Genomic DNA, 25,238 nt, shown 5'->3' on the forward strand with positions numbered 1-25,238 from the left:
CCTGTATCAGTCAGGCTTTTCGATGGAGGATATCATGTCAGCAATTGTTCGACCCGCCGCCAGCCTGTCGCGCCTGGCGTCGTTTTTGGCGCATTGGGCCACCCCGCGTCACCCGTGCAATCGTCTGATCGACCGTGATCTGGCCCGTGCCCTTGAGGACATGCCGGAATACCTGCGCTCCGATATCGGGCTGGATGGCGGCGCCCGGTTGAAACCCGAGCGCGACACCCAATGGCCGATGCGTATCTAGCGGCAGCCCTCGCAGAAGCGCTTGATGCGGGCGATGGCCTCGGTCAGTTCCGCATCGCTGGTGGCATAGGAGATGCGGAAATGTGGTGACAGGCCGAAGGCCGCGCCAAAGACCACCGCAACGCCGGTTTCCTCCAGCAGGGCATTGGCGAAGGCCTCGTCATTCGTGATCGCCGTGCCGCCAGCCGAGGTCTTGCCGATCAGCCCCTCGATCGAGGGATAGACGTAGAAGGCCCCCTGCGGCGTGGGGCAGGTGATGCCGGGGCAGGTGTTCAGCCCTGCCACCACCAGATCGCGACGGCGCTGGAACACGTCGCGGCTTTCCGCGATATAGTCCTGCGGCCCGGTCAGCGCCGCCAGCGCGGCATATTGGCTGATCGAGACCGGGTTCGAGGTCGATTGCGATTGCAGCTTGGCCATGGCCTTGATCAGCGGTTCAGGCCCGGCGCCATAGCCGATGCGCCAGCCGGTCATGGCATAGGCCTTGCTGACGCCGTTCATGGTCAGCGTGCGGTCGCGCAAGCGCGGCTCGACCTGTGCCGGGGTGACGAATTCGAACCCGTCAAAGACCAGATGTTCATAGATGTCATCTGCCAGCACCCAGACATGGGGATGCTTGACCAGCACGTCCGTCAGAGCCTGCATCGCGGCGCGGTCATAACATGCGCCCGAGGGGTTCGAGGGCGAGTTCAGGATCAGCCATTTCGTGCGCGGCGTGATCGCGGCCTCCAGCGCCTCGGGCGAGATGCGGAAACCCTGTTGGGCAGTGGCCGGCACGATCACCGGCTCGCCGCCGGCCAGCCGCACCATATCGGGATAGCTGACCCAATACGGGGCCGGAATGATCACCTCGTCCCCCGGATTCAGCGTGGCCATCAGCGCGTTATACAGAATCTGCTTGCCGCCAGTGCCGACGCTGATCTGCGCCGGCTTATAGTCCAGGCCGTTTTCCTGCGCGAACTTGGCGCAGATGGCCTTTTTCAGCTCGGGGATGCCGTCGACGGCCGTATAGCGGGTGTGGCCCGCGTCGATGGCCGCCTTGGCGGCTTCGCGGATATGTTGGGGCGTGTCGAAATCCGGCTCGCCGGCCGAGAGGCTGATGATGTCCTTGCCGACGGCGCGCAACTCGGCCGCGCGGCCGGTCATGGCGATGGTCGGTGAGGGTTGGACGCGTGCCAGCGTATCGGACAGAAAGGCCATCTTTGGCTCCGGGGTTTGAAAAAGCGGCGTGGTTGTCTTAGGCTTGGCGTTCAATCGACACAAGCGGCGTTATCCGGGAAGGGCAGGTTTTGGGCAAGGACTGGTACAGCGAGGACAAGGCGACCATGGGTGACCGGATTGCCGTCGCCCGAGAGGCAGCAGGGCTGGCGCCCGAGATATTGGCCCGCAAGCTGGGGGTGCGCACCACCACCCTTGCGGGGTGGGAGGATGACCAGCGCGAGCCTCGGGCCAATCATCTGCGGATGATTGCTGGGCTGTTGGGGGTGTCGCTGATCTGGCTGCTCAGCGGGCAGGGCGCGGGACCATCAGCCGATGATACGCCCGGTGATCGCGGCAAGGCGGATCGCGCCGCCGCGATGACCGAGTTGCGTGGGCTTCAGCAGTCGATGCGTGATGCGTCGCGCCGGCTGGCCCGGCTGGAACAGTTGCTGACGGAAGGCTAGCATGACGGATAACGATGACGGCCAGCGGCTGCGGCGCCTGCGGATGCGCAGCTGGCGGCGGGGGATGAAGGAAATGGACCTGATCCTTGGTCCTTTCGCGGATGGCCCCTTGTCGGGCCTGTCCGCTGCGATGCTGGACAGCTATGAGGCTTTGATGGCCGAGAACGATCAGGATCTGTATCGCTGGATCAGTGGCCGGCTGTCGGGGCGGGCCGACGGGCCGGCGGCGCTGGCGCCGTTACTGGATGTGATCGCCGAACATGCACAGGGGCGGCTGCGCGGCTAGGGCTGCGCGGCGTTGTTGCAGAACTCATCGACTTCCGGGATTCACAGCGTGAATCCGGTGGGTTAAGCGCCTGCCATGACGAAGCCCGAACCTGCCCGCTATCGTACGACGAACTGGAAATCCTGTAACGACGCGCTGAAGCGGCGCGGGTCGCTGCTCGTCTGGCTGGACCGGGACATGGCCTGGCTCGCTCCGAAATGCGGCAAGCCGGGGCGTCCGCCCGTGTTCTCCGACGCGGCCATCCAGTTTAGCCTGATGGTGAAGGTGCTCTTCGGCCTGCCGCTCCGGTAAACGACGGGCATGGTTGCCAGCATCCTCAAGATGGCAGGGCTGGATTGGACGGTACCCGACTTTTCCACGCGCAGCCGGCGCCAGAAGACGATCACCGTCCAGCTCTCGTTCCGCCGGACCCAGGGCCCCCTGAAGCTGTTGGTGGATAGCACCGGGATCACGTTTCTCGGCGACGGCGAGTGGCTGGCCAGGAAGCACGGCACCCANGTCCATTTGGCCATGGATGCCGCGACAGGCGACATCCGGGCGGTAGAGTTCACCTCCAGCCGAGAGGGCGACAGCCCTGTCCTGCCCGAACTCCTCGACCAGATACCGGATGGCGAGGAAATTGGCACCGTAACGGGCGATGGCGCCTTTGACACCCGGAGATGCCATTCGGCGATCCTGGCGCGCGACGGCGCGGGAGCCATTCCCATCCGCAAGAACGGCCGCCTCTGGAAGGAGGACTGCCCGGCTGCGCTCGCCAGGAACGACATCCTGCGGGCGACCCGGCGCCTCGGCCGGACGATCTGGAAGCGGTGGTCCGGCTCTCATGTCCGTAGCAAGATCGAAGCTCGGATGAGAAACCTGGGGTCCTTCGGCGAACGGATCGCGTCAAGGGATCCCGATCGCCAGACCGCCGAGATCCACATCCGAGTTGCCCTGATGAACCGCTTCAACGCCCTCGGCACCGCCGAGATCGAACGCGTGGCCTGATCTTGGTTGGGGAAAGGGGCATCACGTCTTGGCGCTGACTTCTGCAACAGCGCCGATATGCTTGCCTATACGAAACTGTGGGCGCGCTATCTGAACACCCATGTTCGCGGATTTCCAGGCGCAGAACAGATCGCCCAGGGCGATACGCTGGCCCGCGTCATGGCGATCTACATGTGGAACGGATCGGTCTCGCATGGCGGCGATCACTGGAGCTTCTCGAACCAGATCACGGCGGTCGAGAAATGCCTGCGGATCCGGCGCAAGCCGCCCGTCACCCGCGACGGCCGGCCGGTGGATAACGGGACGGACCCGATCTTCAGCCCCAATGACATGCAACGCGCGGCGCTGTGCCAATATATGTTCTTTCAGGCATGGGCGATCGAGCCGAACCTGGCAGATACGAAATATGCGCTGCCGATTCCGGGCCTGCTTCAGGCGGCGGCTGCGTTCAGCGACGCGCTGAAGAAGATCAATGACGAGTTGCTGAAATTCCTCCCATGCAGCGGCAGCCCGATTGATCCAACCGCGGTGACAGACTGCCAGCCGCTTGAGCCGGTCGGCATACCGGTCGGCAGTGCCATTCCCTATGTGCGGACCATCCCGCAAAGCATCCAGTACTAGATCGGCAAGGCGAGGGCAGGGTAATGGATATCCGATTGCCTGCCCGAGGGTGCGAGGATGACCTGGGCCGAGTGATCTGCCGCGATCAGCTGACCGCGTTGTGGCGCGGCCGGATGGCTGACGGCCGGGCTGCCTGGTTTCTGCAACTGGATCACCGGCCGCCCGGCGGTGAACACATCGCCTGCGCGAGGTTGCGCATGGCCAGCGATCTTTCCCGGCGGGCTGGCGAAGGGCTGTGCGCGCCTGTTCTGGCATAGCGGGTCGCCCTGACCGGCGGCACCCTGGTCATGGCCGATGACGGCCACGCGCCGCTGAGCGAGATGATCCCGCCGCAGGGCATGCGGCTGGTGGCCTTGATCGACACCATGCTGGCTCTGGCGCGCCTGACCTTGCGCCTGCATGCGGCGGGGATCCTGCACCGCGATCTTCGCCCTGACCGGCTGTTGGTCGGGGTGGGCGAACAGGGTGCGCAATGTCTTGGCCTGGAATGCGCCGCGACCCATCGGGGGCAATCCGGGCTTGCGGCCGGTGACATCGGCGCCTCGCCGCATCACGCCGCGCCCGAGCTGTCGGGCCGGCTGGATGTGCCCATCGACGACCCGGCCGATCTTTATGCCCTGGGCGTCACCTTTGCGCAGATGATCAGCGGCCATGTGCTGTTTGCCGACACGGATGACCATGATCTCAGCTATGCCCATGTTGCCCGCGAGATCCCGGATTTCTGCGGCGCGCGTGATGATCTGCCCGCCATGCTGACGCGGATAACGCGCCGAATGCTGAGCAAGGATCCCGATGACCGCTATGCCAGCGCCTTCGGACTGGTCCGGGATCTGGAAAGCTGCGCGGCCAGTTTCGACCGCGCACGTGTGATCCGCGACTTCGATCTGTCAACCAAGGGGGGGACGACCCGGTTCCGGCTAGGCGACAGGCTTTACGGTCGCGAGCCCGAGAAAGCGCGCTTGCTGGCTGCGGTTGACGGGGGGCTGTTGCAGGGCAAGCGAACCGTGGTCTCGGTGTCCGGTCCCAGTGGCATCGGCAAGACCGCCTTTGTCACCGACATCCGCTGGCAGCCGATCTGCGAGGGGATGCGGCTGCTGACCGGAAAGTTCGACCGTTTCAAGAAGGATCGGCCCTATCTGGCCTTCATGCAGGCGGCCCGCGAACTGCTGCGGCCGATCCTCAGCGCGGACGAGCCGGTTCTGGCCGCCTGGCGCGCCGATCTTCAGAACGGTCTGGGCCGGTTCGCCGGTCTGCTGACCGAACTGATCCCGGAACTGGCCATTCTGATCGGGCCGCAGCCCACGCCCGAGAAGATCCCCCCGGCCGAGGTCAATCGCCGTTTCATCGGTATGGTTGGCCGCTTTATCGGCCTTTTTTCCCGGCGGCAAACGCCGATGATCCTGTTTTTCTACGACGTGCAATGGGCCGATCATGCGTCGCTGCATCTGTTGCAGGCCATTTCGCAGATGCCGTAACTGGCCCATTTCATGCTGATACTGTGGTATCGCGCCGATGAGGTCGGCCCCGCGCATCCCGCCCGGCGCGTGATTGCAGAATGTCATGGCGCGACGGATCTGTCCGAAACCATCAGCCTTGGGCCTTTGGGCCGGGATCATGTCGAACAGCTGCTGGAAGCCAGCCTTGGACGTGACAGGGCCGGGCTGCGCCACCTGGCCCGGCATGTGCATGACGTGTCGCGGGGCAATGCCTTCTTCATGCGGGAATATCTGACATCGCTGACCGGGGATCGTGTGCTGGCCTATGACCCCCATGCGCTTGGCTGGCAGTTCGATCTGGCCGCCCTGGCGGGAACCGAGGTGCCCGGCTCGGTCGCCGGTCTGCTGACCGAGAGGTTGCGGGGATGGCCGCCCGGAACGCTGGATCTGCTGGAAAGCGCATCCTGCATTGGCAGCAGCTTCGATCTGCAAACGCTGGCCTGGGTCAGCAACCTGTCGCGGCCGATGGCAGCGGCCATGCTGTCGCCCGCCATCGACGCCACGGTGATCCGCGCGCTGACAAGGAGCATGCGGTCATTGCCGCCCTGCCGCAGGACGAGGATGACCAGACAGTTCGGGTGAATGCGCGCTACAGCTTTCGCCATGACCAGATCCGTCAGGCCGTTCGTGATCGGCTGACGGATGAAGAGCAGGCGTTGCGACATCTTCAGATCGCCCGGCTGATGCTTGATCGGGTCGGCGAAGAGGAACTGCCTGGCCGCGCGGTCGAGATCTTTGGCCATGTGGTCATCGCAGGCAGCGCACGCATCGCCCAGGCCGAGGTTGTCCGCCTTGCCCATCTGGGGCTTGTCGCGGCCGAACAGGCGCAGCTTGGCCTGGCCTTCGCCACGGCGCGGCAATATCTGGGCACGGTTCAGGACATGATGGGCGGCGGCTGGAACGACGCCATCCGACCATCTGCCTGCCGCTTTGCAAGGCCAAGGCAAGATGTGCCTTTGCCCTGAACGATCGCGACGAGATGCAGGCCAGTGCGCTGATGGTTCTGGCCCATGCCTCGGACCCTTATGACGTCGCGGATATACAGGGCATGCGCATCCGCAACCTGTCGAGCGGAAATCAGGGCCGGCAGGCCGCCGATCTTTGCATCGACGTGGCGGCTGAGCTGGGCGTGCGCCTGCCCCGCCATCCTGGCAAGATGCGCGTTCTGACCGAGGTAGCCCGCGCCGTGATGCCCCAGGCCCGGCTGGATCTTGGTCGCTATGCCGACCTGCCCGCAGCCATCGATCCCCGCATTCATGTCGCCGTGCAGCTGATGGCGCAATCTGCGCCTGCCGCCTATTTCGCCGAACCTAACCTGTTTCCGGTGCTGGCCGCCTCGGCCACGCGGCTTTCGTTGAAACACGGGCTGAATCCCTATCCGCCCTATTCCTTCGCCACGCTGGCGCTGGCCCTGTGCGGTGGTCTTCGGCTGATCGAACAGGGCTACAGATTTGGCGAACTGGCGATCACCACGGCCGAACGCTATGGCGGCACCCATCAATCCAAGGCCAAATTCGCCGTCGACACCTTTGTCCGGCACTGGAAAGAGCCGCTGGATCAGGTCATCGATCACCTGCTGGACAGCTGGCTGCGCAACCGCGAGGCCGGTGATCAAGAGGATGCGACCTATTGTGCCGGGGTGGTGCTTTATGCCGACTTTCTGTCGGGCCGGCATGTCGACACCACCGGGCGTCACCCGGAATTGATCGACTATCTGCGCCGCACGGAAATGCCGCATGTGAAGGATTGCTTTCTGGCCTGGGGCCAGATGCTGCACCTGATGGGAAAGCCCGAACTTCCGCCCGAGCTGAGCGGCGATGACTTCGACTATCCCTCGAAGATCGCCGCGTTCAGGCAGATCGAAAATTGCGTGCAGATCGCCATCAGCTCGATCGCGGCGGGGGTGCTGGACCATCTGGCTGGCCGCTATCAGCGCGCCGAGGATCGGTTCGCCCTGGCTGCCGAAAACGAGATCCACATCATCGCGCAGGTGCTGGTGCTGGTGCTGGTGCCGGGGCTGGCATTTTTTCAGGCGTTGAATGCCTATTGGCTGGCCGAACAGGACCCCGCCCAAGCGGCGCGGATGCGGCGGATCGCCCTGCGCCAGACCTTGCGGCTGAAATTCTGGAAACGCAGCGGGCCCGCCAATCTTGCCCACCGCCTTGCGCTGTTGAAGGGCGGACGCCTTGCCGCGAAGGGGCGACATGGCCGTGCGGTGATGGACTTGCATGAATGCTGCGCCCTGGCGGGACCACAGGCGCCGCTTTATGCCTAACTGGCGCATCGTCGCCGGTATCGGGTGCTGCGCGATGCCGGACATGCGACCGAGGCCCGCGACGCCGCACGTCAGGCCAGCAGGGTGGCGCGCGTCTGGGGGGCACCCTGCCTTGCCGACGCCATCAGCGCGGAAGCCGGGATTGCCGACGCGCCTCTGCGCAGTGCTGGCGACGCCACGCTGGCTGCGACCGATCTGCAAGCGTTCATCGACCTTGTCGGAACCCTTTCCGGCGACGACACCCCGCCCGAGCAGCGTTTCGCGCGGGTTGCCGCGCTTGCGATGCGGGTCGGCAATGCCGATTTCTCTGTGCTGGCGGTGACTGACGGGAAGGGTGACACCCGCATTTCCTGTCATCCGGGTGACGCGGGGTGCCCGTCACAGGACATCGGACCGCTGGCCTCGGCGCCACCTTTTCCCAGGGGCGTCATCGAGCTGTGTCTGCGGACGCGGTCGATGGTTCATTCCGACGATCCGGGCGCCGAGCCCTATGCGACAGGGCAGCGTCAGGACATGCCGCGCGCCTTGCTTTGCGTTCCACTGGTGCAGGGCGACAGGCTTCTGGGTGCGCTCTATCTGCACAGCCGGGTCAGCCGCCATGCCTTTGCGCCATCGCGACAGGGTCTGGTCCAGGCCCTGGCCAATCAGGCGGCGGTCGGGCTGCACAATGCCCGGCTTCTGGCGCATGTTCAGCATGCGCTGGAATCGCAGATGCGTCAGACCAGCGCCAACCGGCGGTTCGTGCCCGATCACCTGATGCAGGCACTGGGGCAGGGGGACATCACCGACGTAAAACTGAACCAACATGCCCAGACCGAGATGACGGCGGTTTTCGTTGACATTCGCGGCTCGACAGCCATAGCGCAGGATATCGGGCCGGGGCGCACGATCGAGATGATCAACCGCTATCTTGAACATGTGCAGCCTGCGATCGCGGCGCATGGCGGCTTTGTCGGCAACTACATGGGTGATGGCTTGCTGGCCCTGTTCCCCTACGGGCCGGATTTCGCGCTGTTCGGAATTGCGGCGATGGCGCGGGGGTTGTCAGGATATAACGCCAATCGCGGTGATCTGCCGCATCTGTCCTTTGGGGCCGGTCTGCATATCGGTCAGCTGACATTGGGGATGATCGGCGAACAGGACCATGTTCAGGTCGGCGTTCTGGGAACCCCGGTGAATGTGGCCGCCCGTCTGGACGACCTGAACAAGGAATTTGGCAGCCGGGTTCTGGTCTCGGATGCCTGCGTGGCGCGTCTGGACGATCCGCAGCGCCACGCATTGCGGTCGTTCGGTCGGATGCATCTGCGCGGGTTGCAGGCGCCGTTGGGTGTGTTCGAACTGCTGGACATCCACGAGGAACCGCAACGCCTGGCGCTGATCGCCGGGCGCGAGGTCGTTGAGCGCGCGGTTGTGGCGATGCAGGCCGGGCAGCAACGGCAGGCCGCGCAGCTGTTTGCCCGCACCGAGGCTGCCGCCGGTCACGACCCGGTGGCGGCGCGAATGGCACAGCGCTGTCTGGGCGCGGCGCGCGTTCGGTCTTGACGCCTGCTGCAAGCGGTCGTTCGGATCGCGGGTCGGCGTGACAGGTCCGGTCCCGATGCCGTCGCTGTGGCGGGGGCAAAGCGCCGCATTGACGCAAGCGGCGAAACCTTGTCAGCAGGGCATATGAAGGACAGCAACGCACAGGCGACGATCTATCTTGCCCAATTGGCCGGCGGTGAAACCCGTCGGTTGCGGTCGGCTTCGGTTCTGGCCACCCTGGCCGAGGCGCTGTGGCTGGTTCAGGCGGGGCTGATCGCGGCGGCGCTGTCCGCGCTTGCCGGCAAGGACATGGCCGGTGCGCGCGTGGCATTGCTGGTTGCGGCTGGCGGATTTCTGCTTGTGGGGCTGGTTCGCGCGGGGCTGAATGCCATGGCGGCGCGGTCTCTGGTGGCGGCGGGGGACCGGCTGACAGGGGATCAAAGGTCCGGGCTGCTGCGACAGGCCGACCGGCGCGGGCCGATGGGCGGCGTCGCGCCCTCTGCGGCAATTGCCGCGCTGGCGACGGACAAGCTGGCCTTGCTGCTGCCTTATCTGCGACGCTGGCCGGTGGCGCGGATGCGGGTGGCGGTGATCCCCTTGCTGATCGTTGTGGCTGTGCTTCCCTTGTCCTGGATGGGGGCGTTGATCCTGGCGCTGACCGGGCCGATGATCCCGGTCTTCATGATGCTGGTCGGCATGGCGGCGGGGCGGGCCAGCCAGGACCGGATGGATGAGATCGCGGATATGAACGCGCTGCTGGTCGAACGCTTGACCGCCTTGACCGATATCCGCCTGCTGGCCGCGCGTCGGGCGATGCTGGCCGGCTTTGCCGCCTCGGCCGAGCGTCTGCGCAGCCGCACCATGCGCGTGCTGGCCCTGGCCTTCCTGTCCAGCACCGTGCTGGAGTTGTTTTCGTCGATCGGCGTGGCGCTGATGGCGGTCTTTGTCGGCTTCTCGTTGCTTGGGGCGTTGCAATTCGGCAGCTGGGGCGGCGGGCTTGGCCTGGGCGAGGGGATCTTCATGCTGATGCTGGCGCCGGCCTTTTACCAGCCGATGCGTGACATGGCGGCCGCCTGGCATGACCGCGCCGATGCGTTGGCGCTGGCCCGCGATCTGCATGCCGAGATGACGCGCAATGCCCCGGCCATACTGGGCGAGGGCGCAGCCGCTGATGCGCCTGCCGGCTTTGGCGATCTGCGCGCCGAGGGGCTGCGGATCGGTGACCGCATCCTGCCGCCGCTGCACGTCCGGAGCGGCGAGGCCGTCGTGCTGACGGGCAAATCGGGCGTGGGCAAGACACGGCTGATCCTGATCCTGGCGGGGCTTGCCGATGCGGCGCCGGGGCGCGTTCTGATCGACGGACGGTTGCTGGATGACGGGACCGCCGATGCCTGGCGCGCATTGGTGGCGCTGGTGCCGCAGCGCGTGCATTTCACCGATGATACGCTGCTGGGAAATCTGTGCGGCACGGCCGTGCCGCCGGACAGTGACTTGCAGGCCGCGCTGGAACTGGCGCATGCCGTGGACATCGTTGCGCGCCTGCCTCAGGGCCTGCAAACCCGTTTGGGCGAGCAGGGCGCAGGGGTGTCTGGCGGCGAGGCGCGACGGCTGATGATCGCCCGCGCCGCGCTGCGACGACCTGCATTGTTGCTTGCGGACGAGCCGACGGCCGATCTGGACGAGGAAACCGCCGGGCAGGTGATAGACGGGTTGATGCGGTTGCATCACGCGGGGGCGACCCTGATCCTTGCCAGCCACGATCCGCGCCTGATCGCGGCCATGCCCCGCGAGATACGCCTGTGAGCCGGCTTGCCCCCTTTTTGCGGCTGATGTGGCGCGATCAGCGGGTGGCGCTGATGCGCGGCCTGCTGCTGTCACTGCTGGTGCTGCTGGCGGGGATCGGGTTGCTGGGCCTGTCGGGCTGGTTCATCACCGCTGCCGGCATTGCCGGACTGGCCGGGGCGGGCGTGGTCTTTGACACGTTTCGGCCCGGCGCGGGGGTGCGGTTTCTGGCCCTGGGCCGTACGGCTGCGCGCTATGGCGAGCGGCTGCTGACACATGATGCCACGCTGCGGGTCCTGGCGGGCTGGCGGGTGCGGTTGCTGGCGGCGCTGACATTGGCCAGCCATCCGGTGCAGGCACGGCTGCGAGGCGGGACCGCGCTGAACCGCCTTACGGCGGATGTCGATGCGCTGGACGGTCTGGCCATCCGTCTGGTCTTTCCGCTTCTGGCGGGGCTTGGCAGCCTGTTGATCGCGGCGGCGCTGCTGTGGTGGCTGGTGCTGCCCGCGGTTGCGCTGTGGCTGTCGGGCGTGATGCTGACCGGTGTGGCGCTGGCGGTTCTGGTGACCGCGCCCGCGACGGCCCGGCAGGCCGATCTGGCCGAGACGGCGCGCCAAAGCCTGCGTGCCGCCATGGTGGAACATTTGCGCGCCCGTTTGCTGCTGGCGGTCGAGGGGCGTCTGCCGCAGGCCCGCCAGACCGTTCTGGATCATGACCGCACCGCGCGCGCCGCCGCCCTGCGGCTGGCTGGAACGGAAATTGCGCTGGATGGGGCGATGCAGGCCCTGACCGCTGTGGCCTCGGCCGGCACCTTGCTGATCGCCGGTCAGGCGGTTCTGGACGGGCGGCTTGGCGCGGCACAGGCGGCATTGGGCTTTTTCGCCTCGCTGGCCCTGATCGAACTGGTGGTGCCGCTGTCACGGGCGATGGCCGAGTATGGCCGGATGCGCGGTGCTGCCGGCAGGCTGGACGCGCTGATGCAGCCGCAAACCGTGCCACCCATCCCCCCTGTGAAGGCCGCCCCCTTGGATGGGCTGGCTCTGACCGGGCTGGTGGTTGGTCGCGAGGGGCTGGCGATCCTGCCGGCACTGGATCTGCAAATCCCGCCGGGTCAGACCGTCGCGCTGGTCGGGCGCAGCGGGCGTGGCAAGACGACGCTTCTGGACACCATCGCCGCCCTGCAACCCCCGATTTCAGGCGAGATCGCCATGGCGGCCGGTGCTGCCGACGAGGACGCCTTGCGTCAGGTGCTTGGCTATCTTCAGCAGCGCACTGCCCTGCTGAGCGGCAGCATTGCAGCGCAGTTACAACTGGCCGCGCCAGATGCCACGCCGGACTTGATGGCGCAGATGTTGCAGGTTGTTCACCTGCCCGAGCCGCTGGATCGGCAATTGGGCGAGGCAGGGCAGGGCTTGTCGGGCGGTGAAACCCGGAGACTGGCCCTGGCGCGGGTGCTGATCCGGCGGCCGGCTGTGTTGCTGCTGGACGAGCCGACCGAAGGGCTGGATGCCGCGACCGCCCGCGCCGTGCTGCAAGGCATTCGCGCCTGGTTGCCCGATGCGGCCATCCTGATCGCCTCGCATCGGCAGGCCGAGCGCGAAGCCGCGGACCGCATCGTCACGCTGTAGGCGTGCTTGTCCGGGGTTCAGACGATCTGGGCAAAGCGCGGGGCAGGGCCACGATTGTCGAAGAACGGTACCGTATCGGGCGCAAGCAGCGGGCCATCACCGGATTCGGCCACCATCTCGGCCAGTTCCGCCAGCACCACCTCGGTGATGAAGGGCAGGTCCAGCGCGCGCGCCTCGGCCAGGGGAACCCAGTGCAGATGCGAAAGCTCGTCGCAGGCAGCGCTGAAATCGTCGGGATCGTTGCTGAGCAGATCTGCATCGACGATGAAGAACCGCGCGTCGAAACGCCGTGGCCGGCCCGGTGGCGTGATCGCGCGAAACGCATAGTGCAGCGCACTGGCGTCGGGGGACAGCCCGGCCTCGGCATAGCCGGTCAGCGTGCTGGGCGGGCCATCGCGCCGCCCGATCAGCAGGCCGGTTTCCTCGGCCAGTTCGCGCAATGCCGCCACGGCCAGCGCCGCCGCGTCGATCGGCACGCCGGCGCGTGGTTCCTGGGCGATGCGTGACAGGCTTGGCTCGGCCAGGCCCGCCGCCAATCCGACTGCGGCATCCTCGCGGTCAACCGCACCGCCGGGAAAGACATATTTCGAAGGCATGAACACCGCCGCCGCGCCGCGCATCCCCATCAGCACCGTGGGGCCGTCGGCGCCCCGGCGCAGAAGAATGACGGTGGCGGCGTCACGAATGGGGGGATCTGCCTGGTTCATGCCGCGTCAGGTTCCGTATCGTGGCCAAAGCCATGCATCCGCCGCGCCCATTGCAGCCCGATCATCGCGCCCTTGATCCGTGGCAGCAGCAGCAACGAGGCCAGCACCGTGCCGGTGCCAAAGCCCAGCAACATGCTGAATGTCGAGGGACGATAGGCGACAAAGATCCACAACAGCAGCGGCGCGGCCAGGTGCGACACGATCAGAATGGTCAGATAGGCCGGCCCATCATCGGCACGCTGATGGTGCAGCGCCTCGCCGCAATTCGGGCAGTGGTCATTCACCGACAGATAGCCCGAAAATATGCGGCCCTTGCCGCAGGCCGGACAATGACCGGCCGCGCCGCGCAGCATGGATTGGCCCGTCAACCGGTCGCTGGTTTCCGTCGCAGGCTGCTTGGGCATGGGGTGCTGATCCAGTGTCATCCTGATCCGTCCGATGATCGTCTCTTAGTGCTATCTAGTCAGTTTGCCGCGGCAAAACCACAGCGATTTCGAAGGTCGCGGTCCTGCCCTCAGAGTTTCTTGGTTTAGGAAGTCTCAACCAGGTAGAGAACATTTTAGGAAAACGATGCAGGAAATCGGGTCGGGTTAACCGAAGATTCGGCATTCTGGGGCAATGTGGTTGTCAGACAGTCAGATCAGGACGGACCATGACGATGCTTGCACCTGCGCGACGCGAATTTCCCCAGTCGTCGCTTCCCCTTGTCGGAGGCGAAGTCACGCCGGCGACCGCCTATCTCGAATCGCTGCAACTGCTGGAGCGGCTGCACCGCCTGATGCATGATCTGGTCAAGGACGAGTTCGAGCGGCTTGGACGAAACGACCTGAACCCGGTGCAGGCGCTGATCCTGTACAATCTGGGTGAGGCCGAGGTTTCGGCGGGCGAGCTGCGGTCGCGCGGCATGTATCAGGGAAGCAATGTCAGCTATAATCTGAAAAAGCTGGTGACGATGGGCTATGTCCATCACGAACGCTGCGAACTTGATCGCCGCTCGGTCCGGGTCAGGCTGACCGATACCGGGCTTGAGGTGCGGCAACTTGTTCTGCGCCTGTTCCAGCGTCATGCAGAACAACTGGGAATGTCCGGCGTTCTGGACGATCCGCCCCTTGGCCAGGTCAATCTGCAGGCCCGCAGGATCGAGCGTTACTGGACTGAACAGATCCGCTATATCTATTGATTGTTTAACGATTTTGCGGAGAGGTCCGCGCCACGGCGCGGGCCTTGCCATTGTAAAAGCCGCGATAAGATGGGGCGCTGCCCCGGTCGCCTTGCGGCGCCCTCCCCGGGATATTTTGATCAAAGCGAGGCGGCGGGATCAGGCCTGTGCCGGGCTGCGATCCGATCCCGTTTCTGGAATGTATCGGCCTTGGGGCGGGCCTGTCACCAGTGGCCGGTGTTTTCCATGCTGGCCCAGGGTTCTTGTGCGGGCAGATGCTCGCCCTCTTGCAGAATCTCGATCGAGACATTGTCGGGGCTGCGGACGAAAGCCATATGGCCGTCGCGCGGCGGGCGATTGATGGTCACGCCAGCATCCATCAGCCGCTGGCACAAGTCGTAGATGTTGTCCACCCGATAGGCGAGATGGCCGAAATGGCGGCTGTCCGAGGGCAGGCCATCATCGCCGTCCCAGTTATAGGTCAATTCGACCGGGCATTCGGGCTGGCCAGGTGGCGCCATGAAAACCAGGGTGAACCGGCCTTTCTCGCTGTCCATGCGGCGTGTTTCCTCCAGCCCCAGCAGGCGGAAGAAGTCCATGGATTTTTCCAGGTCCCTGACACGGACCATTGTGTGCAGATAGCGGATTTTCATTGGACCTCCGGTCAGTTGGGTCGCTGGCACAGTGGCATGTCGCGCGACCTGGCGCAAACGGCTTAATGATGGTGCAATTTGGTTGAACGAAACGAACCGGGATGGCACAAGATGATGTGGATCGAGAGGACAAGAACACTATGAATACGCCGGTGACCGCCGAACAGCAGGCCGAGATCGACGCGCTGCGCGCAACCACCCAACCCACGTTGCGCGCCGTCGCGCCGGGGATGGAGGCGCATCTCTATACCGCCCATCCGGTGCTGGACCACGGTTTCGTGCGGGTCGTCGACTATATGGGCGATGATGCGGCGATCTGTCAGGCGGCGCGGGTCAGCTATGGCCGGGGCACCAAGTCGGTCAGCACGGATGAGGGGCTGATCCGCTATCTGATGCGGCACTGGCACTCGACCCCGTTCGAGATGTGCGAGGCCAAGTTCCACGTCAAGCTGCCGGTTTTCGTGGCACGGCAATGGATTCGCCACCGCACCGCCAATGTGAACGAATATTCGGCGCGCTATTCGATCCTCGACCGCGAATTCTATATCCCCGCGCCCGAGCAACTGGCCGCGCAATCCTCCGACAACCGCCAGGGCCGCGATCAGGTGTTGCAGGGGGAGGAAGCGCAGCGCGTGCTGAGCCTGCTTCGCGAGGACGCGATGCGCAGCTATGACCATTACGAGGCGATGCTGTCGCAGGCCCAACCTGATGGAACGCCCCAGCAGGGTCTGGCGCGCGAACTGGCGCGGATGAACCTGCCAGCGAATATCTATACGCAATGGTATTGGAAGGTCGACCTGCACAACCTGCTGCATTTCCTGCGCCTGCGCGCCGACGCCCATGCCCAATACGAGATCCGCGCCTATGCCGACGCGATGTGCCAGATTGTCGCCGATTGGGTGCCGGCGGCGTTCGGAGCGTTCCGCGATTACCGGATGGAGGCGGTCAGCCTGTCGGCCCAGGCAGCAGCGGTGCTGCGGCGTCGGCTGAAGGGCGAGGTGGTGACGCAGGAAGACAGCGGGATGAGCGCGCGGGAATGGCGGGAGTTTGAGGAGATTTGGGGGTGAGTACGAATGCGGATGATTTCGATGAAGGTATAGAGAAAGTTAGCCGCGTAACTGGCGCCATCGGCCAGATGATACAAATTGCGGGCGACAATCCGGATACCAGGAAAGCGGGTCAGAGCCTGGCGCGGTCGGCAGCTACTGTTGCGCAGTTGGTAGAAAATACGCTCTTACCAATAGCTGCTGTAAATTTTGGATTTAAGAAAGCAAAAGAGTATTTTGAATCGAGATTTTCTGAAGATATGTCTCAGAAGATTTCCAATATTCCGCCAGACAAAATAGTCGAACCGCCAGCGTCCGTAGTAGCGCCAGCGCTACAAGGCCTCGGGTTCTCTAACGAAGAACCGAGTCTAAAAGAGATGTACCTCAACTTGCTCGCGTCGGCCATGGATGGTCGAACCCCGGATAAAGCTCATCCTGCGTTTTCCGAAATCATCCGTCAACTGAATGCAACCGAAGCTGGTTTTCTCAAGCTCTACTTGCCGTATGGGATGAGCCCGATCGCGAAATTGAGTAGGAAGATCGACAATAACGGCGCCAAACTTCGATATGTTCATTGTATTATGGTATATGATAAACATTCGGGAAGTGCAGTTCTAATACCTCAGTTCCCACAGTATATCGATAATTGGATAAGGCTTGGTTTGATCGACGTTGACTATGGAACCTGGTTAACTGCTGATCACGCGTATGATTGGGTGAAATCGCGTCCAGAGTACATTTCATTATTGAATGAGGTGGGTGATGAAAACATGATCCAGATTACAAAGGGTCTTTTGCGTACTACCGACTTCGGTAAAGCCTTTGTCAGCGCCGTATTCTAGCCAGCTTAGGGTGCGTGCTCGCACGCACCGTTCCGGCATGGCGAACGAATGATCCGGTGCGTGCAAGCACACACCCTAACCCCGCACCCTCTCAACCCACGCCCTGACCACCCCCAAACTCTCAGCCTCATCCAACCAAGGCACATGCGCCCGCCCCGGCACCTCGGCATAGACCCCATCCGGTCGCCGCAGCCGCATTTCCTCGAACACCTCCCGCGACAGCAGATCCGAGTTTGCCCCCCGGATCAGCGCGACCGGAAAGCCTGCCGTCGCCTCCCACAACGGCCACAGATCGGGAGCCTCGCCCTCGAATGCCGCCAGAAACGCCTCGCGCAGCGCCGGGTCATAGCGGATGGTCAAGCCCCGCTCGCCTTCGACATAGAACTTTTGCGCGTCCGACAGCCAGCGCCCCTCGGGCACGTCTGAAAAACCCGGACTCAGCGCGGCCATGCGATCGGCCACGGCCTCATAGGTCTTTGCCGCTGGATTGCGGCCGACATAGTCCTTGATACGATCCAGCCCGGCATGTTCAATCACCGGGCCGACGTCGTTCAGGCACAGACCCAGCAAGCGATCATGCGCCACCGCCGCCAGCAGCATCCCGATCAGCCCGCCGCGAGAGGTGCCCAGCACCGCCGCCTTCTCGATCCCCAGATGATCCAGCAGGGCCAGCGCATCGGCGCCTTCTTGCGGCACGGTATAGGTCGCGGCGCCGGTGAAATCCGATTGCCCGCGCCCGCGATAATCCATGCGGATCAGCCGCAAATCGGGCAGATGCGGGGCGAGATAGTCGAAATCGGCCATATTGCGCGTCAGCCCGGCCAGACACAGGACCGGCAGGCCGCGCCCCTCATCCGAATAGGCCAGACGAGCGCCGTCTGCGGTGGAAAAATGCGGCATGTTCATTCACCCGGTCCAAATATCCCGCGGGGGTTCGGGGGCGCGAAGCCCCCGTCCGACATCACAAATTCTCGCTCTGCGGCATGCCCAGCACGTGATAGCCGCCATCGACCAGCACGATTTCGCCGGTGGTGCAGGCGCCCCAATCGCTGGTCAACCAGACGGCGGTGCCGCCGATCGCCTCCAGCGTGGCATTGGCGCGCAGGGGGGCGTTGGCCTCGGTATGGCGATAGGTCTTGCGCGCCCCGCCGATGGCTGCGCCGGCCAGCGTCTTCATCGGGCCGGGCGAGATGGCGTTCACGCGGATGCCGTCGGGACCAAGGTCATTGGCCAGATAGCGCACGGTTGATTCCAGCGCCGCCTTGGCCACGCCCATGACGTTATAGAACGGCGTCACCCGGTTCGAGCCGCCATAGGTCAGGGTTATGATCGACGAGCCCGCCGACATCAGCGGATGGGCGCGGCGGGCGACCTCGATCAGGGAATAGCAGGAAATCTCAAGCGAATGCTTGAAGTTCTCGCGGCTGGTATTCACGAACCGGCCGGTCAGCTCGTCCTTGTTGCTGAATGCGATGGCATGGACCAGAAAATCCAGCCGACCCCACCGTTCCGCGATCTGGCCAAAGGCCGCATCCAGAGAGGCATCGTCGGTCACGTCCACATCGACCAGCAGGTCCGCGCCGACACTGGCGGCCAGAGGTTCAACGCGCCGACCGAAGGCTTCCCCCTGATAGGAAAAGGCCAGTTCCGCGCCCTGATCCGCCAGTGCCTTTGCAATACCCCAGGCGATGGAACGGTCATTCGCGACCCCCATCACAAGGCCGCGTTTTCCGTTCAGCAAATCGCCCATTCACTCAATCCCGGTATTTCGACATCACAAGGGTGGCATTGGTGCCACCGAAACCAAAGCTGTTCGACAAGACCGTGTCCAGCCCCGCGTTATCCACCCGCACCGTGGCGATTTCATTGGCGTTGATCGCGGGGTCCAGCGTGGTGATATTCGCCGATGCGGTGATGAAATCATCCTGCAACATCAGCAGCGAATAGATCGCCTCATGCACGCCGGTCGCGCCAAGCGAATGCCCGGTCAGTGACTTGGTCGAGCTGACGGGCGGCGTCGTGCCTTCGCCCCAGATGCGGCGGATCGCCTTGATCTCGCCCAGATCGCCCACGGGCGTCGAGGTGCCATGCGCGTTGATGTAGCTGACCTTGCGGCCCTCGGGCAGGGTCGACAGCGCCACGCGCATCGCGCGTTCGCCACCTTCGCCGGACGGCGCCACCATGTCATAGCCATCCGAGGTCGCGCCATAGCCCGTCACTTCGGCATAGATCTTGGCGCCGCGCGCCAGCGCGTGGCTCAGTTCCTCCAGGACCACGACCCCGCCGCCGCCGGCGATGACGAAACCGTCCCGCGTGGCGTCATAGGCGCGCGATGCCGTGGCCGGCGTGTCGTTATATTTCGACGACATCGCACCCATGGCGTCGAACAGGCAGGACAGGGTCCAATCCAGTTCTTCGCCGCCACCGGCAAAGACGATATCCTGCTTGCCCATCTGGATCTGCTCGACGCCATTGCCGATGCAATGCGCGCTGGTGGCGCAGGCCGAGGTGATCGAATAGTTCACGCCCTTGATCTTGAAGGGCGTCGCCAGGCAGGCAGAGTTCGTGGAGGACATGCAGCGCGTCACCATGAACGGCCCCATGCGTTTCGGCGCGCCCTTTTCGATGACGATCTGATGCGCTTCGAAGAAGTTGCTGGTCGACGGCCCGCCCGAACCCATGATCAGCCCGGTGCGCTCGTTCGAGACGTCGCTTTCTTCCAGGCCGCTATCGGCGATGGCCTGTTCCATGGCGAGGAAGTTATAGGCCGCGCCCGGACCCATGAAGCGCATGTTGCGCTTGTCTATGTGATCTTCCAGCACGATCTGCGGCATGCCGTGGACCTGGCTGCGGAAACCATGTTCGGCATAGTCCGGCGCGAAAACGATGCCGGACCGGCCGGCCTTCAGGCTGTCCGTAACTTCTGCGGCATTATTGCCGATGGGCGAGACGATCCCCAGCCCGGTGATGACGACGCGGCGCATATGCACCCCTTTCATTCGTTCCAAGATCAGCTTTCGGAAAGCGCGACCTTCATGTCCTTGACCTGATAGATGACCTCGCCGTCAGCCTCGACCCGGCCATCGGCGACACCCATCGTCAGGCGGCGAGTCTGCACCGCCTTGGTGAAATCCACATGATAACGCAGCAGCTTGCGATCGGGTCGGACCATGCCGGTCAGCTTGACCTCGCCAACACCCAGGGCATAGCCGCGCCCCTGCCAGCCACGCCAGCCCAGGTTGAACCCGGTCAGCTGCCACAACCCGTCAAGGCCAAGGCAGCCGGGCATGATCGGATTGCCGGGAAAATGGCACTCGAAAAACCAAAGCTCGGGCTTGATGTCGAATTCGGCCACGACATGACCCTTGCCATGGGCGCCACCATCTTCGGAAATATCCGTGATGCGATCCATCATCAGCATCGGCGGTTCCGGCAGCTGGGCATTGCCCGGCCCGAACAACTCGCCCCGCGCGCAGGCCAGCAGGTCATCATAGTCAAAGCTGGTCCGGTTCATTGCCATCAGGTCGCTCTTTCCTCTGATATCGCCATATATGTCATGTTGACGTTCCGTCTAGCATCCGCGGTCAAGCCCGTGCAAGTGCGGTGCGGTGACCCGGCCTAGAACCATTGCCCCGGTTCCATCAGGCCCAGATCCATCAATTGCTGCCCGCGCCATTCGAATGCGGCCGAATTGCGCCAGATGAAACCGCCGATCCGGTCACGCGAATCCGGGTTGCGGGCCAGCGCCTTGGCCACCCGGAACGAGCCTATCGCGCAGGTCAGGCTGTGATGCCAGGGACAGGCATAGGTGTTGTATTCGGGCTGGTTGAACCTGTGTTCGGGCGTGACGCGCAGCCCCGGCTCGGCCCGAAACAGCGCGATGCGGTCGATATTGCGGCGGTTTGCCGGGATATGTTCCTCGAACCGCCAGCGCAGCCCGCCGTGAAAATCCAGCTGTCGGTCCTCGTATTGCTCGGTCTCGGCCCCAGGGTGTTTCCGGCCAAGCGCGTAATAGCCGGTGCGGTCGAACATGGCATGTTCAAGACTGACCGCATCGGGGTTGGTTTGCAGATCCGGCGCATAAAGGTCGATGACATAGGCCAGCATCGCGTCGCGGCGCTCTTCGGTGTGAAAGGCCAGCAATTCACCGATGCTGCGGGTTTCGCAAAACGGGTAGAACAGAAATTCGGCATTATAGCCGTAATACAGCCAGGTTCCTGCGGGAACGGCGTCGATCAGGGCATTGACGGCGGCCACATGGGCGTCGGGACGCCGGGTGTCATGGATCAGGTTGGTCACCCGGCCATCGGCGATCAGCGCCGCAGGCAGCACCAGCGGCTCGGGCGACAGCGCCAGGATATGACGAAAGCCGCGAAGCAGGTGAAACCGCAAGCTCGCCTCGATCTCGGTCGTATCCTCGCACAGGATCATCGCGATCGGCCCGCGGGAAATGGTCCTTGGACGCGATGCCAGAAAATCGCCCAACGCGAACGCAGGGGTCGCGGCCTGGGTCATTGCATCACCGCCTTGACCTGTTCCAGCGCCGAGCGCAGCAGGTCCGGGTTCGATTCCGTGCTTTCGACCAGCCGTTTCAACGTGGCCTTTTGCACATCGCTCAGTGCCGATTGGTCGATCAGCGCATCGACCTGCGCCTTGTCAAAGCCCTCGGGTGTCAGCAGCGCCTCGATCCGGCCTGCGGTCGCGGCCGCATCGGCGGCGTCCTGGGTTGCCGAGGCGGCCTCGCGCGCGGCATCGGCGGCCTGTTCGGTCGCGGCGGCTTCGGTGCCCGGCGAGGTTGAGGATTCGGCCTGGGCTGCGGCGTTGGCGGCGCGATCTGCCGCCTCGATGGCGGTTTCGGCGGCGGTTTCGGCCTCGGTCGCGGCTTCGGTGGCCGCGCCGATCTGGGCATCGCTGGCGGCCCGATCCGCTTCGGCGGCGGCATCGGTGGCGGTGGCTGCGGCATCGGCGGCCGCATCTGCGGCGGCCTCGGCGGCGGCGGCGCTGTCGGTCGCCGTGGACTCGGCCTCGGTCTGGGCCTGATCTGCGGTGGCTTCGGCCTGCTGGGCGGCCTGCTGGGCGATGTCGGCCGCAGCTTGCGGCGCTGGTTCGGCGGGCTCGGTGGGGGAAGGCGCGGGTTCCTGTTCGGCAAGGGGTGCGGTGGCGCGGCCCTGCCACCACAGGAAGCCGGCAAGGGCCACTGCCAGAATCACGATCAGGGGTAGAAGGCGACGCATCGGCAAAGCTCCGTTCCGGGGGTGGGTTCGGTTAACCTATTGCACATGGCAGGCCGGTCGAAAAGTCGCCGCCGGGTCACAAAATGCCCGCTTTTGCCGTTGCTTGGCCCTTGTTTCCGGTTGAATCGTCGCTGCGACACGCTTATTTTCGGTTAACTCGACAACCACAATCCAAGGATTCTCGCCATAGCCCGCAGACCGCATAATGCGCCGCCCCAACGTGACACCGGACCCCGCGTCAATGAACGCATCCGCGTATCGGAAATTCGCCTGATCGGCCCCGACGGAGAGAATGTCGGCGTCGTGCCGCCCTCGGTCGGGTTGCAGATGGCGGAAGAGGCCGGTCTTGACCTGGTCGAAATCTCGCCCAATGCCACGCCGCCGGTGTGCAAGGTCATGGACCTGGGCAAGTTCAAGTATGAACAGCAGAAACGCGAGGCCGAGGCCCGCAAGAAGCAGAAGATCATCGAGATCAAGGAAGTGAAATTCCGTCCCGGCACGGATACGCACGACTATGATGTCAAGATGCGCAGCGTCATGAAGTTCCTCGAAGGCGGTGACAAGGTAAAGATCACCCTGCGCTTTCGTGGCCGCGAAATGGCCCACCAGGATCTGGGGCTGGACCTGCTGACCCGTGTTCGCGACGATGTCGGCGAGGCCGGCAAGATCGAGTCCATGCCCAAGCTGGAAGGCCGGCAGATGGTGATGATGATCGCCCCGCGCTGATCCATCGCCCGCATTGATCATCAGGCCGCGCCGGTTATTGCCGCGCGGCCTTTTTCATGGGATCACCGACCCATGCGGAACACAGATGCCCAAGGCCCCGTCATTGCCATTTCCCGGATCGAGACTGCCGATCCGTCGCTGCCCTTGCCCAGCTATGCAAGCGCCGGGGCGGCGGGTGCCGATCTTCGCGCCGATCTGGGCGGGGCGACGGTCACCCTGGGACCGGGGCAGCGAGCGCTGATCCCGACGGGTTTGCGGCTGGCCATCCCGCCGGGATGGGAGGTGCAGGTTCGCCCCCGCTCGGGGCTGGCGCTGAAGCAGGGAATTACCCTGCTGAACACGCCGGGCACGATTGACAGTGATTATCGCGGGCCACTGGGTGTCATCCTGATCAATCTGGGTGATGCGCCGGTGGTTATCGCCCATGGCGAGCGGATCGCGCAGATGGTGGTGGCCCCGGCGCCTCGGGCGCGGTTCGAACTGGTCGAGGTTCTGGACGATACGGCGCGGGGGGCGGGCGGATTCGGCTCGACCGGGCGCGGCTGATGGTTGTTTTCTGGCTGCTGATCGGCTTTGCCTTCGCGGCTTTCGTCGTTCGGGTGCCGGCGCGTTGGCTGGGGATCGCGGCGCTGGCCATCTGGCTGGCGGTGTTGGGGGTGCATCTTTCGATGCCTGGCGGCGCCGTGGCGCGGGCGATCGGGGGCAGCTTTGCCGGCTGGCTGGTTGGCGGCGCGGTTCTTGGCTTGGTGCTGGGGTATCGGCTGTTGCTGCGCGGGCTGTCGCGTCGGGCGGGCGGTGGGCAGGCGTCGGATCCGGTGGCCGTGCCGGAGGCGGTGCCGGTGGTGGGCGGCGACCGGTCTGCGACGATGTCGGATGACGAGCTTGACCGTTACGCCCGCCATATCGTGCTGCGCGAGATCGGCGGGCCGGGGCAGATGCGGTTGCGCGGGGCGAATGTGCTGCTGGTGGGGGCCGGTGGGCTTGGCGCGCCGCTGGCGCTGTATCTGGCGGCGGCGGGTGTCGGGCGGATCACGCTGGCCGATGATGACAGCATCAGCCTGTCGAACCTGCAACGTCAGGTGCTGTTTCGCAGCGACCAGACCGGGCAGCCCAAGGCGCAGGCCGGGGCCGCCGCCATGGGGGCCTTGAACCCCCATGTCACCGTGACGCCGCTGATGCGGCGCGTCGCCGCCAGCGATGCCGCGCTGGTGGCGGGGCACGATCTGGTGCTGGACGGCACCGACAGTTTCGCCGCCCGCGCCGCTGTGAACGCAGCCTGCGTCGAGGCCGGCGTTCCGCTGCTGGCTGGCGCGATCGCGCAGTGGGAGGGGCAGGCCACGCTGTATGACCCCGCGCGCGGCGGTCCCTGCATGGCCTGCATCTTTCCCGTGGCACCGGCGGCGGGGCTTGCGCCCTCTTGCGCCGAGGCCGGTGTCGTCGGCGCCTTGCCCGGCGTGATCGGCAGTGTCATGGCGCTGGAGGCGATCAAGCATCTGACCGGCGCGGGGCAGGGGCTGCGCGGGCGGATGTTGATCTTTGACGGCCTTTATGGCGAGACCCGCACCATCGGGTTGACGGCGCGCGCCGATTGCCCGGTTTGTGGCGGCCGGGGGGCCTGAGGCCGCAGGCTTGATCCGCGTGCAAGCTTCGGCCATCATTTTAGTATGAAGGACGGACCCGACATTGCCCGCATCGCCGCGCTGATCGGCGAGCCTGCCCGCGCCAATATGCTGACGGCGTTGATGACAGGCAAGGCCCTGACCGCCACCGAACTGGCGGCCGAGGCCGGTGTCACGCTGCCAACCGCCAGCGCGCATCTGGCCAAGCTGGATGCGGGCGGTTTGCTGACCATCCGCAAGCAGGGGCGGCATCGCTATGCCGCGCTGGCCGGCCCCGAGGTGGCCAGCGTGCTGGAGGCGCTGATGGGGCTTGCCGCCGGCGCCGGGCATTTGCGCAGCCGCACCGGCCCGCGCGATGCGGCGCTGCGCAAGGCGCGGGTCTGTTACAACCACCTTGCCGGCGATCTGGGGACGCAGCTGTTCGATGCGCTGATCGCGGGCGATCTGATCCGGCCGGGGGATCCGCCGCGAATGACGGCCGCAGGCGAAGGCAAGGTCCGCGATTTCGGCATCGACCTTGACGCCCTGTCGCGGGAGCGCGCGGCCCTGTGCCGCGAATGCCTGGATTGGAGCGAGCGGCGATCTCATCTGGCCGGCAGCCTGGGCCGGGCGCTGCTGGCCCGGATCGAGGCGCTTGGCTGGGCGAAACGCCAGCCCGGCAGCCGCGTCATCCTGTTCTCGCGGCAGGGCGAGGCGGCGTTTCGCGCCAGTTTCAATCTGCCCGAGGGTTAAGGCGCCGCCTC

The 25,238-nt window shown here is 64.8% G+C and carries 29 protein-coding genes and 1 pseudogene; 19 read left to right on the top strand and 11 right to left on the bottom strand.

The window, feature by feature from the left end; all coding sequences use genetic code 11:
• Positions 1-34: 34 nt before the first annotated feature.
• The gene (locus tag FNJ84_RS06445) at positions 35-250 is read left to right on the top strand and encodes a hypothetical protein (RefSeq protein ID WP_143792184.1); all 216 of its coding nucleotides are present in this window, start codon (positions 35-37) and stop codon (positions 248-250) included.
• Here the strand turns inward: FNJ84_RS06445 and FNJ84_RS06450 are convergent.
• Positions 247-1,449, bottom strand: coding sequence for a pyridoxal phosphate-dependent aminotransferase (locus FNJ84_RS06450; RefSeq protein ID WP_143792185.1), 1,203 nt, complete (start codon positions 1,447-1,449; stop codon positions 247-249). The two genes, FNJ84_RS06445 and FNJ84_RS06450, sit on opposite strands and share 4 nt — an antisense overlap.
• 89 nt (positions 1,450-1,538) lie before the next feature.
• On the opposite strand from FNJ84_RS06450, the gene FNJ84_RS06455 reads away from it, so the two are divergent.
• From FNJ84_RS06455 to FNJ84_RS06470, 4 genes and pseudogenes are all read left to right on the top strand, one after another.
• Positions 1,539-1,913 carry a helix-turn-helix transcriptional regulator gene (locus FNJ84_RS06455; RefSeq protein WP_255471070.1) on the top strand — a complete coding sequence of 125 codons (375 nt, stop codon included), beginning with the start codon at positions 1,539-1,541 and terminating at the stop codon, positions 1,911-1,913.
• Position 1,914: 1 nt separating this feature from the next.
• Positions 1,915-2,199: a succinate dehydrogenase assembly factor 2 gene (locus FNJ84_RS06460; RefSeq protein WP_143792186.1), complete on the top strand. Its 285-nt coding sequence runs from the start codon at positions 1,915-1,917 to the stop codon at positions 2,197-2,199.
• A 75-nt stretch (positions 2,200-2,274) separates the two neighbouring features.
• A pseudogene (locus FNJ84_RS06465) lies at positions 2,275-3,186 on the top strand (IS5 family transposase).
• Positions 3,187-3,243: 57 nt separating this feature from the next.
• On the top strand, positions 3,244-3,807 hold the full coding sequence (locus tag FNJ84_RS06470; protein ID WP_143792187.1) for a hypothetical protein: 564 nt from the start codon (positions 3,244-3,246) through the stop codon (positions 3,805-3,807).
• Here FNJ84_RS06470 and FNJ84_RS06475 read toward each other — a convergent pair.
• The gene (locus FNJ84_RS06475; RefSeq protein ID WP_143792188.1) at positions 3,804-4,112 is read right to left on the bottom strand and encodes a hypothetical protein; all 309 of its coding nucleotides are present in this window, start codon (positions 4,110-4,112) and stop codon (positions 3,804-3,806) included. The two genes, FNJ84_RS06470 and FNJ84_RS06475, sit on opposite strands and share 4 nt — an antisense overlap.
• On the opposite strand from FNJ84_RS06475, the gene FNJ84_RS06480 reads away from it, so the two are divergent.
• The 7 genes from FNJ84_RS06480 (at position 4,095) to FNJ84_RS06510 (ending at position 12,509) form a co-directional block, all read left to right on the top strand.
• Positions 4,095-5,282 carry an AAA family ATPase gene (locus FNJ84_RS06480; RefSeq protein WP_143792189.1) on the top strand — a complete coding sequence of 396 codons (1,188 nt, stop codon included), beginning with the start codon at positions 4,095-4,097 and terminating at the stop codon, positions 5,280-5,282. The two genes, FNJ84_RS06475 and FNJ84_RS06480, sit on opposite strands and share 18 nt — an antisense overlap.
• Before the next feature lie 12 nt (positions 5,283-5,294).
• Positions 5,295-5,885: a hypothetical protein gene (locus FNJ84_RS06485; protein WP_143792190.1), complete on the top strand. Its 591-nt coding sequence runs from the start codon at positions 5,295-5,297 to the stop codon at positions 5,883-5,885.
• A complete protein-coding gene (locus tag FNJ84_RS06490) occupies positions 5,882-6,268 on the top strand; it encodes a hypothetical protein (RefSeq protein ID WP_143792191.1) in 387 nt (128 codons plus the stop codon). The genes FNJ84_RS06485 and FNJ84_RS06490 overlap by 4 nt, the downstream gene beginning before the upstream one ends.
• Before the next feature lie 14 nt (positions 6,269-6,282).
• Positions 6,283-7,578 carry a hypothetical protein gene (locus tag FNJ84_RS06495; protein ID WP_143792192.1) on the top strand — a complete coding sequence of 432 codons (1,296 nt, stop codon included), beginning with the start codon at positions 6,283-6,285 and terminating at the stop codon, positions 7,576-7,578.
• Positions 7,579-7,602: 24 nt separating this feature from the next.
• Positions 7,603-9,120: an adenylate/guanylate cyclase domain-containing protein gene (locus tag FNJ84_RS06500; protein ID WP_143792193.1), complete on the top strand. Its 1,518-nt coding sequence runs from the start codon at positions 7,603-7,605 to the stop codon at positions 9,118-9,120.
• 123 nt (positions 9,121-9,243) lie between these two features.
• A complete protein-coding gene (locus FNJ84_RS06505; RefSeq protein WP_143792194.1) occupies positions 9,244-10,902 on the top strand; it encodes an ABC transporter ATP-binding protein/permease in 1,659 nt (552 codons plus the stop codon).
• Complete coding sequence (locus tag FNJ84_RS06510; RefSeq protein ID WP_255471071.1) at positions 10,899-12,509, top strand: amino acid ABC transporter ATP-binding/permease protein; 1,611 nt, start codon at positions 10,899-10,901, stop codon at positions 12,507-12,509. Before FNJ84_RS06505 ends, FNJ84_RS06510 begins: the two co-directional genes overlap by 4 nt.
• Positions 12,510-12,526: 17 nt before the next feature.
• On the opposite strand, the gene FNJ84_RS06515 is transcribed toward FNJ84_RS06510, so the two are convergent.
• Together FNJ84_RS06515 and FNJ84_RS06520 are read right to left on the bottom strand one after the other, a co-directional pair.
• Positions 12,527-13,216 (bottom strand): NUDIX domain-containing protein, encoded by a 690-nt coding sequence (locus tag FNJ84_RS06515; RefSeq protein WP_143792195.1) that lies wholly within the window; start codon positions 13,214-13,216, stop codon positions 12,527-12,529.
• Complete coding sequence (locus FNJ84_RS06520) at positions 13,213-13,641, bottom strand: DUF983 domain-containing protein (protein ID WP_255471072.1); 429 nt, start codon at positions 13,639-13,641, stop codon at positions 13,213-13,215. The genes FNJ84_RS06515 and FNJ84_RS06520 overlap by 4 nt, the downstream gene beginning before the upstream one ends.
• A gap of 227 nt (positions 13,642-13,868) precedes the next feature.
• Here FNJ84_RS06520 and FNJ84_RS06525 point away from each other — a divergent pair, with 227 nt between their 5' ends.
• Positions 13,869-14,396 carry a MarR family winged helix-turn-helix transcriptional regulator gene (locus tag FNJ84_RS06525; protein ID WP_370454582.1) on the top strand — a complete coding sequence of 176 codons (528 nt, stop codon included), beginning with the start codon at positions 13,869-13,871 and terminating at the stop codon, positions 14,394-14,396.
• Positions 14,397-14,599: 203 nt separating this feature from the next.
• On the opposite strand, the gene FNJ84_RS06530 is transcribed toward FNJ84_RS06525, so the two are convergent.
• Entirely contained in the window at positions 14,600-15,028 is a 429-nt protein-coding gene (locus FNJ84_RS06530; protein ID WP_143792196.1) for a VOC family protein, read from the bottom strand.
• Positions 15,029-15,168: 140 nt separating this feature from the next.
• Between FNJ84_RS06530 and thyX the strand changes: the two genes are divergently transcribed.
• Together thyX and FNJ84_RS06540 are read left to right on the top strand one after the other, a co-directional pair.
• Entirely contained in the window at positions 15,169-16,095 is a 927-nt protein-coding gene (gene thyX / locus FNJ84_RS06535; protein ID WP_143792197.1) for an FAD-dependent thymidylate synthase, read from the top strand.
• Positions 16,092-16,916, top strand: coding sequence for a DUF4393 domain-containing protein (locus tag FNJ84_RS06540; protein WP_143792198.1), 825 nt, complete (start codon positions 16,092-16,094; stop codon positions 16,914-16,916). The genes thyX and FNJ84_RS06540 overlap by 4 nt, the downstream gene beginning before the upstream one ends.
• A 75-nt stretch (positions 16,917-16,991) precedes the next feature.
• On the opposite strand, the gene FNJ84_RS06545 is transcribed toward FNJ84_RS06540, so the two are convergent.
• The 6 genes from FNJ84_RS06545 to FNJ84_RS06570 all read right to left on the bottom strand — a co-directional run bounded on the left by FNJ84_RS06545 (position 16,992) and on the right by FNJ84_RS06570 (position 22,150).
• The gene (locus FNJ84_RS06545) at positions 16,992-17,822 is read right to left on the bottom strand and encodes an alpha/beta fold hydrolase (RefSeq protein ID WP_370454583.1); all 831 of its coding nucleotides are present in this window, start codon (positions 17,820-17,822) and stop codon (positions 16,992-16,994) included.
• Positions 17,823-17,877: 55 nt separating this feature from the next.
• The gene (locus FNJ84_RS06550) at positions 17,878-18,666 is read right to left on the bottom strand and encodes an enoyl-ACP reductase (protein WP_143792199.1); all 789 of its coding nucleotides are present in this window, start codon (positions 18,664-18,666) and stop codon (positions 17,878-17,880) included.
• Between the two features lie 4 nt (positions 18,667-18,670).
• Entirely contained in the window at positions 18,671-19,900 is a 1,230-nt protein-coding gene (gene fabB / locus FNJ84_RS06555; RefSeq protein ID WP_143792200.1) for a beta-ketoacyl-ACP synthase I, read from the bottom strand.
• A gap of 26 nt (positions 19,901-19,926) precedes the next feature.
• Positions 19,927-20,436, bottom strand: a complete 510-nt coding sequence (gene fabA, locus FNJ84_RS06560; protein WP_143792201.1) for a bifunctional 3-hydroxydecanoyl-ACP dehydratase/trans-2-decenoyl-ACP isomerase — start codon at positions 20,434-20,436, stop codon at positions 19,927-19,929.
• A 98-nt stretch (positions 20,437-20,534) separates the two neighbouring features.
• Positions 20,535-21,431 (bottom strand): glycosyltransferase family 2 protein, encoded by an 897-nt coding sequence (locus FNJ84_RS06565; RefSeq protein WP_143792202.1) that lies wholly within the window; start codon positions 21,429-21,431, stop codon positions 20,535-20,537.
• Positions 21,428-22,150, bottom strand: a complete 723-nt coding sequence (locus FNJ84_RS06570) for a hypothetical protein (RefSeq protein ID WP_143792203.1) — start codon at positions 22,148-22,150, stop codon at positions 21,428-21,430. The genes FNJ84_RS06565 and FNJ84_RS06570 overlap by 4 nt, the downstream gene beginning before the upstream one ends.
• A gap of 186 nt (positions 22,151-22,336) precedes the next feature.
• On the opposite strand from FNJ84_RS06570, the gene infC reads away from it, so the two are divergent.
• From infC to FNJ84_RS06590, 4 genes are all read left to right on the top strand, one after another.
• The gene (gene infC, locus FNJ84_RS06575; RefSeq protein ID WP_143792204.1) at positions 22,337-22,876 is read left to right on the top strand and encodes a translation initiation factor IF-3; all 540 of its coding nucleotides are present in this window, start codon (positions 22,337-22,339) and stop codon (positions 22,874-22,876) included.
• 72 nt (positions 22,877-22,948) lie between these two features.
• Positions 22,949-23,422, top strand: a complete 474-nt coding sequence (gene dut / locus FNJ84_RS06580; protein WP_143792205.1) for a dUTP diphosphatase — start codon at positions 22,949-22,951, stop codon at positions 23,420-23,422.
• Positions 23,422-24,495, top strand: coding sequence for a molybdopterin-synthase adenylyltransferase MoeB (locus tag FNJ84_RS06585; RefSeq protein WP_143792206.1), 1,074 nt, complete (start codon positions 23,422-23,424; stop codon positions 24,493-24,495). The genes dut and FNJ84_RS06585 overlap by 1 nt, the downstream gene beginning before the upstream one ends.
• A 45-nt stretch (positions 24,496-24,540) precedes the next feature.
• Positions 24,541-25,227 (top strand): helix-turn-helix transcriptional regulator, encoded by a 687-nt coding sequence (locus FNJ84_RS06590; RefSeq protein WP_143792207.1) that lies wholly within the window; start codon positions 24,541-24,543, stop codon positions 25,225-25,227.
• Positions 25,228-25,238: the final 11 nt, after the last annotated feature.

Source organism: Paracoccus sp. M683 (genome assembly GCF_007096355.1).
GTDB lineage: Bacteria > Pseudomonadota > Alphaproteobacteria > Rhodobacterales > Rhodobacteraceae > Paracoccus.